Source organism: Moorena producens PAL-8-15-08-1 (genome assembly GCF_001767235.1).
GTDB lineage: Bacteria > Cyanobacteriota > Cyanobacteriia > Cyanobacteriales > Coleofasciculaceae > Moorena > Moorena producens_A.
Genome location: NZ_CP017599.1, coordinates 1,343,276 through 1,352,427, shown reverse-complemented (window position 1 = coordinate 1,352,427; position 9,152 = coordinate 1,343,276). Strand labels below are relative to the sequence as shown.

The following is a 9,152-nucleotide window of genomic DNA, read 5'->3' as shown; positions in this document are numbered from 1 at the left end:
TTATATGATTTCCAGCAATAGTATATACTTCAACATCTATGGCCATGCTCGTTCCATGGAAGTCGAAAAAGTATGAGAGGCGATTGGCGTTAATACAATTTAAGTTACCTGTGCCTGTATAGGTACTAAAGTTACTCCTTGTTTAGCAAGTTACCGTGACTCACCATAACTCCTTTGGGTGTTCCGCTAGAGCCGGAAGTGTACTGGAGAAAGGCCAGGTTACTGCTGCTTAGGGTTGGTTCAGACCAGTGCAAGCCTTGGTCGCGATCGCATTTATTGGTAACAAGGAAATGGAACTGAGCCAGAGCTGGATGCTGGATAAAGCGACACCTGGTGGATAGACTAGCAAAGCTCGTTCTCCCGTTGCCCCCAGAGACGGCAACTGACAGGCGATCGCCCTTGAGCGTTGGTCTAATACCTCATAGGTGAGTAGATCAGTTTCTTTTTCCCCTTTTTCTAGGAAAGTATAAGCGATTTTATCAGGCTGAGTTAGGGCTCTATAGCGCAACAACTCTACCAGATTGGAAAACTTGTCGGAAAGGTCTGAACATCTCATATTTAGCAAGTTTCAATATCCTTTTGAAATAGCGTTTTTTAACGCTTCCTTGCTCCCGATCAACAGTTTTTTTTAACTAAACAGTTTTTTAAAGTTTTTTAACTGTTTTAACTGTAGTTAGGTTTTCTGAGCAAGGAGACTCACCGAATACAGCACAAAACAAACTCTAGCACCAAAAAAAATAACTGTCAATCCTAATTGTAACTAAATTCATTCCCGACTTTCGATCAACACAACAATAGCTATCAAAAAATAAGTACTCGGACATAAGTTTTTTTTTACCTTGTTAAAAAAACTTAAGCTCTGAACATCTCCTATTTCGCAAGTTTCCAGCTCCTTATCAAAGAGCCTTTTTCAACCCTTTCTTGCTCCCTATCAACAGTTTTTTAACGGTTTTAACTGTTTTTCAGTGTAGTTAGGTTTATGATAAATGAGACTCACCGAATCCAGCACAAACAAGACTATAGCACCGAAAAAATCAACTGTCAACCCTAATGCTAAATAAATTCCTTTCAGACTCTCGTCCAACAATAGCTATAGAAAACTATGTCTAGCAGTTATCAATTGGGTGAGGTACACAATTTTGAGGTGCGACCCGTGGCAAATTTAATTCTTAATGGGAAGAGCGCACCTAAGATAGGGAACAGCGGAACAGCGGATCACCGGAACAGGGAAACCATCTTGTGTACCTCATAATTATGAAAACCGCTAGACTCGGATTTTAACTATGTTAATAAACTTAAAGTTGCTCAAACCCTTTCTGTGCCCTGATCCGAAGTTCCCTGTTCCCAAGTCTTAACAGTTAACGTTAATTGTTTCCGACTACTTAGCTATAGAAAAAGAACATTTTCAACTAGACTCTCCCAACTCCTGATTGGATCTGATCAGGATTTCTGGGAAAACTTAGGATAAGATGCGAATGGAGATCAGAGGATTACTGTGTCTCAAGACCTATTGCAAAACCGAGACTACACTATAATTCTGGCTAGAAATGCCTCTAAAACCTTTGGAACCCAGCCTGGACTGGACAAGCAGTGGTTGCTAGCTCAGGAGTCTATTATCGCCTTGGCAAAGAAATGTGAGGAACTCGATCCAGACGGACTCACTATTTACATTGCATCTACTCCCTATCAAAAATATGACAACACCACTAGTCAGGCATTAGTTGACCTGTTTGAGCAGCCCTATGGTTCAGACAGCATCAATGTGGTTGAGCCGCTTAAAGTGGCAATTGATGATCACTTTAGCCGTAAATCCCGCCAGCAGACGAAAGAAAACGGTGATATTATTATCGTCATCCTGGATAGTGAACCAAAGCCACGGATGGCTGTAGTAAAATTACTAGTGGCAGCAACTAAGAAGATGGATTCTCAGGAAGAACTGGGTGTGATGTTTGCCCAAGTGGGGGAAGACCCCATTACTCGTGGTTTTCTAACGGCTTTAGATGATGATTTACATGCTGCAGGCGCTAAGTTAGACATTGCGGACACTAAGCTTTTGTCAGCTATGGAGGAAAGTGAGATTACTAAGTTTTTGCTCGATGCCCTATATGATTAGGATGAAAGCTATAAGCGGTCAGCTATAAGCGGTCAGCTATAAGCTATCAGGTAATGCCTACTAGGTGATAGCTTGCATTACGGCGGTTTCCATAACTATCAGGTACACAAAATTTTTTTTGTGCTTTCTTCCCTGCTCCCTGCTCCCTGCTCCCTGCTCCCTAAAAACCTAGAACGAAAGGACTTAACAGCAATTGGAAACCGCTGTAAAATGAATGCTTACCACTGAAAACTTAAGTTCCAAAAAGTATGTCTACACCAACCAATATCAATAAAATTCTGATTGAACGTCCTAGCCAAGACTATCTCGATAACTTAGGTGTCTCAAATTGGCCAATTTGGACAAAGGAAGTCTCGGAATTTCCCTGGACTTACGATGAACCGGAAACGTGTTACTTACTAGAGGGTGAAGTAGTTGTCACCCCAGATGGCGGTGAACCAGTTCAAATTGCCAAAGGAGATTTGGTAACTTTCCCAGCTGGAATGTCTTGCACCTGGAAGATTCTTTCTAATGTTAGAAAACACTATCAATTTGGCTAGAAGTTTGAGGGGCTTTGATCCAGAATTTTAGGGAGTAGGGAGTAGGGAGTAGGGAGTAGGGGTAATAAAATTGAAGTGATTAACCGGAATTGATCTCCCTACTGTATATCCCTACTTTATTGTTTCACTCATCTGCTTCTCTAATTCTTCTAATAATTGATCGACATCCTTACCAACTTGCTCAAAGCACTCGGGTGGTAAAAGTTCAGGTTCAAATTGAATCAGTTTCAACTGTCCATTACCAATGCCAATAATTAGAACTTCCTGATCAGGTTGATGAGCATCGACCACTCCCAAAATTTCCTGAATTTGGTTATTAACCTGACGATTTAGGGTTTCTATTGCTGCCCTAGGACAGTAAACAAAATGTGGCTTCGGTTTCAAATCAAGTCCGAGGGTCTCATCACTTTCTCCTTTTTCCAGAAATAGCCCCCAAGCCAGTGCAGCTAATTCTTTTTGATTGGCTTTAACAAACTGATCTAACTGATGTTGCCACTTGTGTATTGCTAAGTCTTGCCGATTACTACCGAATAAGTTCATATCGTATTTATCAATCTGGATTTTAGGGAGTAGGGAGTAGGGAGTAGGGAAGGTTGGCAAGTTGAAGGGTTGCCAAGTTCCGTAGCGTGGCCTATTGGCCAAGGTTCAACGGAAACTAACCTTCAAGCAATAGTACATAGTTAATATATTCAGCAACTTTGACCTGCTCTGTGGGGATTGTCTAGAGTTAAACAAACCACAAACTAACTCAACAAAGTAAGGTAGATGGGTGGTTTTTACCGGAGAACGGCACCATGATATCATGTCCGGTACCGCGCACCACCGGACTTGATATGAATGATTTTTGGACAGATATTCTCAACTTTGCCAAAGACACCACAAACCGTGTCGGTAATCGGCACCTTAAGGACTTTGGTCAGGTACAAGGGTCCGAAAAAGCCGATGGTACGTTAGTGACCCAGGCGGACAGGTGGGCAGATCAAGAAATTAGAGATGCGATCGCATTTCATTTCCCTAGCCACGGCGTACTGAGCGAAGAAGCATCCCACCAATTTCCTGAGTCTGAATGGTGCTGGATTATTGACCCTCTTGATGGCACCACCAACTTTACTAGAGGAATTCCCCTGTGGGGGGTTTCCTTAGGCTTGTTGTATCAGGGAACTCCAGTGTTTGGTTATATTCATTTTGCTCCTGTCCAGCAATCGTTTCATGGTTTTTGGCTGGGGAAATCGGAGCTCAGCGGTGTAGAAAACGGTGCTTTTCTCAATGGAAGTCCCATCCACAGCAGCCAGGATTCCCCTAGCCAAAACCACTTTTTTAACCTGTGCGCCCGTAGTACCTCAGTGATGAAGCAACCCTTCCCCTGCAAAATTCGGATGCTAGGGGTTGCCAGTTACAACTTTCTCGCCACTGCCAACGGTGTCACCTTAGGAGGAGTGGAAGCAACCCCGAAAATTTGGGATTTTGCTGGAGCTTGGGTGATTATTCACGCAGCTGGGGCAGTTTGGGTCCCCTTAGATTCTCAGGCAATTTTCCCCTTGCAAGTGGGCGAAGATTACGGTGAGCGGTCCTTTCCGACTCTAGTTGCAGCACGTCCGGAATTAGTGAGTGTGTTTAAGCCGTTGGTAGAGTTTCTAGGGAATAAGGCAGGTTGAATGGAGAATTCTTAATTCAAAAGGGATGTTCCCATAAATAATCTGCGATCGCATTTTCTCCTGCCAGTTTCTCTGGCTGAGCACCCAACAAAACGGAAATTTGTTCCAACTGATGATTGAACCGTCGAGCAACCCGACTGGGTATACCGTAGTCATAGATAATATGACCTTGCCCAGCAATCACTACTACTTGATAATCTGGGTTAGCTTGGGCAAACAAAGCAATCTTCTCTGCCATGGTTTCATCCCATAACACTTGGGCTGCGAAAAAATTGTCGAAGTTGAGACTATTGCTATGACCGGCGTGGTGATGTTGTTGGTAGAATCCCTGTATCAGGTTGCGGTAATCAGCGTTATCTGTGCGAATTTCTGATAATGGGGGAATATGTTCCTGCTCAGCAGAGGTTAAACTCTCTAATCCCTTACGGGCTACTTTACGAGTGACCTCAGTGGGTGTATTTAAGGCTAACACAGGCAGTTGATTGGTTTTAGCAAAGCGTACCAGGGGAGCATAATATTCCCAAGGGAAGCCCCAGCGTTGTTCATACTCACTTTGCTTAACCAACTCAGCTTCTGTAATTTTCCCGGCTAGGTATTGATCCAGGATATCTTGAGCTGGGCGCTGGAACATTTCCATTGCGATCGCAATTTTGGAATTTTCACGGGTTAGTGCTTCAATAATCGCCAACTGCGCTTCATGATCTTTTTGGCTGCTGTGAGTTTCTCCTAAATAAATAACCCGGGCTTTTTTCCATTCCGGTAATACCTCTGGTAGGGATAGTAGATTAACCGTTTCTATCTGTTGTTGCTGGCTAGTGGCAGTTGAACTATTATGTTGAGTATGTTGAGCAAAAACTGGGGTAGTACAGAAAAAGAAAATTCCCAGGGAATAAACAACGACTTTGGTAATTGTACCCATAGAAAATTGATAATAGCGACTCAAAAATACAACTGGTAATGTTTAGTTTAACGTGATTCAGAATTGGCAGGAATTAATTGAGCATCACAAAATTCCAAAAGCCGATTCAAAGCCCAAAATTCATCCACATCACCTTGGCCTGTACTAATGTGAGCCACATGACCCCCTTGGGCAGTTAAAATCAAGTTGGCATAGGGATTACTACTCGTGCGCTCTTCTAATTCTGGAATAATAGTAGGGTCAAAAATCGGGTCATCCGCAGCATAGATGATCAAATAGGGCAAAGCTAAGCTGTCCAACAGGTAAAGTCCACTAGTCTTCTGATAGTATTCATTAACGCTAGCAAACCCGTAGTAATCAATCACCATATACTGGTCAAAGCTCCGCATTGATTTAATGCACTCCACTACACCAGGTTTGACAGCCTCAGGAAAGTTTTCTAACCGTTGTTGAGATATTTTCCTGAGTTTATGAGTGAACCTCTGTTCGATCAAGCGTCCGATGGGCGTAGATAGCAAATAATCTATGGAGCGATTCGATTCCAGATTAGGACCCAAAACTGCTCCAAACCTGACCAGAGAACAATTGTTTTCAACTGCTGCCTTAAGTCCCCACAATGCCAACTGTCCTCCCATGGAAAAGCCCACCAAACCGACAGGTTCTGGGCAACCCATCTTTACTAATTGCATGGCTAGCTGCAACTGATCTTCCCCTTCTCGCCAACCGTCAGAAGATGGGACTGGGGATAGTTGGGCACTGCGTCCGTTGCTGCGCCAATCATAAATTAACACTGCCCAACCATTGCTGTAGGCTTTACGAGCAAGGGTACGACTATACCAACCACTATCGACATCCCCTGTAAGGGCATAGTTAACAATCAGGGTACCTTTGGCATTGTCAGGACAACTCCACAATCCGCGCAACGGTACCTGATCCGCACCAGTAAATATGTGTTCCTGCCAGGGAATCAGGGGCAAATGGGAAAGCCAAGGTACTCTTTCCCCCCACCAACTCCAGGTCGTGCCGTACCAGTAAGTGGTAGCAATACTTTGGAATAAGCCATTTCTTAGGTACCAGGGAGCTTGGTAGTCTTGCATCAGGTTTCGTGCCTATTTGTAATTACACATCGGAGTATAAGCCCTCCTAGTTCTCTATCGCTGTGGGCAGACAACCCTTTGTTGCTCTAATTTTCAATATCTTTTTCCATCCACCGACGAGTGCCAAAAAACTGACAGGAATTGGTAGCTACCTTTGCTGCTGCGGCTAGGGCATCAGTAAACTCTTTCTGTAGAATATAGTGACAGAAGGCACCGTGAAACACATCCCCAGCTCCCAAAGTATCTACTGCTTGAATCTGGGGTACGGTTACTTCACCGGACACTCCTAAGCTACGATACTGAATTGGTTTTTCTCCTTGGGTAATGGCAATGTGAGGAATCCCAGCGTCTAGGAGATAAGCCATCACCTCTTCTTGGTCAGAGCACCCTGGTGGATAGAAATTGGCTGAGCAAATGGCGTAATCAACATAGGGCAAAATTGTTTCAAATCCTGGCTTCCAGCTACCGCCATCCATGACTACAGGGATATGATGAGTTTTGGCAAATTTTGCGATCGCATTACTAACCACCATCTGATGACCATCAATGAGCACCACATCCACCATCAAGTCTAAATCCTGAGGTATTTGTGTACTGCTGGCTTGGATTTTAGTAGCATTAATCGAAATAACTGCGCGATCGCCTGTGGATTCCGTAACAATGATCGAAGATACTGGCGGCGGTTGGGGGTTAGCTGGGTCAAGGTCGGCGATGATTACGCCATGACTGGTCAAATCGCTGCGAATTAGCTGAGTAATCGGATTAATTCCCACCACACCTAGAATTTTAGCTAGATTCCCCAGATAGCTAAACGTTACTGCTGCATTCGTTGCTGGTCCCCCAGCCGCTACCGTATAGTCAGAGGCAGTTATTTTTTCATTGCTGCTTGGTAGGTTGCTGCTGAGGTATACCAGGTCTAAGGTAACCATCCCCACAAAAAGACCAGTGCTCGCCATCTAACAACTACCCTTAGTATGATTTTTCATCAGCCTTGTAAAGGTAGAATTGTTGACAGATCCCAACAGTTTCAAAGGAGTATGAAGGGATCAGCGTACCAACATCCAGGTCAGTGCGGTAAATACTAAAGAGCAAAAAATTTTCTCGCTTTGTGGTCTGGGCAACAACTTGCTTAATTTGGGGTCGTCCTGTATCCACCAGTATGGTACACTGACGGCGGATGAAACCGTCTAGGGCTTCCGGAGCTTGGGGACAAACTTCTTCTTTTAGATACTTGCTCAGTTGCTCAACCGCATAATCTTCATAGGTAGCTTGTCCAGGATTGGTCACCACCATCGAGCCTCCCACCACCGCCAGCACCATTGTGCCAACAGCGGTGACAACCTGTGAAATCTTCATCTGAATTTTTTAACGATATATTATATATTACGATGGCTATTAAGCCTTCGAGTTCCAGATTAACTGCAAAATAGTGGTAACGTCGAAAGCTGTGATGGAAGTCCTTGAGGGCAAGACAATTGCAGCAATTGTCAGCAAACCACAGGACTGACGGACTGAGCAGAAACCCATCAAAATTTCAGAGATTGTTGATAAACCAACAAATAACATGCTATAATCAACAACGGTAAGATTATGGCGAGCGTAGCCAAGTGGTTAAGGCAGTGGATTGTGGTTCCACCACTCGCGGGTTCGAGTCCCGTCGTTCGCCCTAAAAGTCCGTGGCATGGGAATCAGGCGTGGAACAGGCATCTTGCCTGTTTCAACTTCGGGGCATCAGGCGTGGAACAGGCATCTTGCCTGTTTCAACTTCGGGGCATCTTGCTGTGGAACAGGCATCTTGCCTGTTTCAACTTCCAGGCGGGCAGGATGCCCACCCCACTCATATTCATCCCACCCCTCAGCAATGCCAAAAAAATGCAGAAGTAGATTCACATCATCACTTCTGCCTAAATCCTCTCAAGACGCTTGACTAGACACCCATAGAGTCTACATCCACAGTCTTGACTTCAGGGTCTTGAGAGTCATTGGCAATCTTTTCGCTTTGGCGGGTTTTGGCAAAGTCAATTAGCCACTGAGACAGCTCCGAAACCAGCAGGGTTATAACTGCGATATCATCAATTTGCCCAATGATGGGAATAAAGTCTGGGGAAATATCAATGGGGCTCAGAAAGTAAACTAGGGTTCCCAAGATGATCCACCAGCGATACTTAGAATGGCGGATAGTGTTGCGATACCAGTTGTAAAAAGATTGAATTGGATTGTTCATCAAAATTTGCGGCTGAATACCTCATCCCATACCAAGTTGCGTGGGTAGGAAAGCCACACCTCCAACTAATGGTTTATAGGACTGGTTTGAAATGCTCATAAGCCGAGACCAGCCAAACTCGTTATCCCCAAGGGCCACATAGGTGCGCTTTCCAATGGGCGAGTAAATCGCCCTTGGGTCGCACCTCTTGTTAAGATTTCTCCGGATTAGAAGCAACCGGACAAGGGGTTTTGCCTATAGACCGGATTGGGGAAGTCTCCGGCTCTGACGTACCAAACAGCGATGCAGCGAGGTCTTGGGGGTTCCCCCCATGAGCGACTGCATCAAGACAGGACTCAATACTCTATAGCTACTATTTATAGTGCCAGATTCTTCCAGAAACCGACTATGGGGATAACCACCCGTTTGATTAGAGTTTTTACTAGAATTTAGGCAGTTGAAACGGGCAAGATGCCCATTCCACACTGAAACCAAAAATTGAGGCTTTCCCTAATATGGAACTTGGTTATGGTGATCAGACCTTAGCCCCATTGAAATTCAATTTTTCCCCATTTCCCCATCTCCCCATCTCCCCATCTCCCCATCTCCCGTTTCTCCCCATCTCC

At 44.5% G+C, this 9,152-nt stretch carries 13 protein-coding genes and 1 tRNA gene; 6 read left to right on the top strand and 8 right to left on the bottom strand.

Going from position 1 to position 9,152, the window contains the following annotated elements:
• Positions 1-131 precede the first annotated feature (131 nt).
• Positions 132-254: an AMP-binding protein gene (locus BJP34_RS50300; protein ID WP_202972068.1), complete on the bottom strand. Its 123-nt coding sequence runs from the start codon at positions 252-254 to the stop codon at positions 132-134.
• A complete protein-coding gene (locus BJP34_RS05250; protein ID WP_070391438.1) occupies positions 230-556 on the bottom strand; it encodes a hypothetical protein in 327 nt (108 codons plus the stop codon). Before BJP34_RS05250 ends, BJP34_RS50300 begins: the two co-directional genes overlap by 25 nt.
• A 939-nt stretch (positions 557-1,495) precedes the next feature.
• Between BJP34_RS05250 and BJP34_RS05245 the strand changes: the two genes are divergently transcribed.
• The 3 genes from BJP34_RS05245 (at position 1,496) to BJP34_RS05240 (ending at position 2,652) form a co-directional block, all read left to right on the top strand.
• Positions 1,496-2,113 (top strand): hypothetical protein, encoded by a 618-nt coding sequence (locus tag BJP34_RS05245; protein WP_070391437.1) that lies wholly within the window; start codon positions 1,496-1,498, stop codon positions 2,111-2,113.
• 72 nt (positions 2,114-2,185) lie between these two features.
• Positions 2,186-2,341: a hypothetical protein gene (locus BJP34_RS42455; protein WP_158517020.1), complete on the top strand. Its 156-nt coding sequence runs from the start codon at positions 2,186-2,188 to the stop codon at positions 2,339-2,341.
• 20 nt (positions 2,342-2,361) lie between these two features.
• Positions 2,362-2,652 (top strand): cupin domain-containing protein, encoded by a 291-nt coding sequence (locus BJP34_RS05240; RefSeq protein ID WP_070391436.1) that lies wholly within the window; start codon positions 2,362-2,364, stop codon positions 2,650-2,652.
• A gap of 111 nt (positions 2,653-2,763) precedes the next feature.
• Here the strand turns inward: BJP34_RS05240 and BJP34_RS05235 are convergent, their stop codons facing one another.
• Positions 2,764-3,192, bottom strand: a complete 429-nt coding sequence (locus tag BJP34_RS05235) for a hypothetical protein (RefSeq protein ID WP_070396496.1) — start codon at positions 3,190-3,192, stop codon at positions 2,764-2,766.
• Positions 3,193-3,446: 254 nt separating this feature from the next.
• Between BJP34_RS05235 and BJP34_RS05230 the strand changes: the two genes are divergently transcribed.
• The gene (locus BJP34_RS05230) at positions 3,447-4,307 is read left to right on the top strand and encodes an inositol monophosphatase family protein (RefSeq protein WP_324611021.1); all 861 of its coding nucleotides are present in this window, start codon (positions 3,447-3,449) and stop codon (positions 4,305-4,307) included.
• 16 nt (positions 4,308-4,323) lie between these two features.
• Here BJP34_RS05230 and BJP34_RS05225 read toward each other — a convergent pair whose 3' ends face one another.
• From BJP34_RS05225 to BJP34_RS05210, 4 genes are all read right to left on the bottom strand, one after another.
• Entirely contained in the window at positions 4,324-5,226 is a 903-nt protein-coding gene (locus BJP34_RS05225; RefSeq protein ID WP_070391434.1) for a ChaN family lipoprotein, read from the bottom strand.
• Between the two features lie 47 nt (positions 5,227-5,273).
• Positions 5,274-6,323, bottom strand: a complete 1,050-nt coding sequence (locus tag BJP34_RS05220; RefSeq protein WP_070391433.1) for a YheT family hydrolase — start codon at positions 6,321-6,323, stop codon at positions 5,274-5,276.
• 86 nt (positions 6,324-6,409) lie between these two features.
• On the bottom strand, positions 6,410-7,279 hold the full coding sequence (locus tag BJP34_RS05215; RefSeq protein ID WP_070391432.1) for a sugar kinase: 870 nt from the start codon (positions 7,277-7,279) through the stop codon (positions 6,410-6,412).
• A gap of 13 nt (positions 7,280-7,292) precedes the next feature.
• Positions 7,293-7,679 carry a DUF4359 domain-containing protein gene (locus tag BJP34_RS05210; RefSeq protein WP_070391431.1) on the bottom strand — a complete coding sequence of 129 codons (387 nt, stop codon included), beginning with the start codon at positions 7,677-7,679 and terminating at the stop codon, positions 7,293-7,295.
• A gap of 237 nt (positions 7,680-7,916) precedes the next feature.
• Here BJP34_RS05210 and BJP34_RS05205 point away from each other — a divergent pair.
• Positions 7,917-7,989: transfer RNA gene (locus BJP34_RS05205), tRNA-His, on the top strand.
• Between the two features lie 10 nt (positions 7,990-7,999).
• Complete coding sequence (locus tag BJP34_RS38765; RefSeq protein ID WP_149030809.1) at positions 8,000-8,254, top strand: hypothetical protein; 255 nt, start codon at positions 8,000-8,002, stop codon at positions 8,252-8,254.
• On the opposite strand, the gene BJP34_RS05200 is transcribed toward BJP34_RS38765, so the two are convergent.
• A complete protein-coding gene (locus tag BJP34_RS05200) occupies positions 8,251-8,547 on the bottom strand; it encodes a YkvA family protein (RefSeq protein WP_070391430.1) in 297 nt (98 codons plus the stop codon). The two genes, BJP34_RS38765 and BJP34_RS05200, sit on opposite strands and share 4 nt — an antisense overlap.
• Positions 8,548-9,152: the final 605 nt, after the last annotated feature.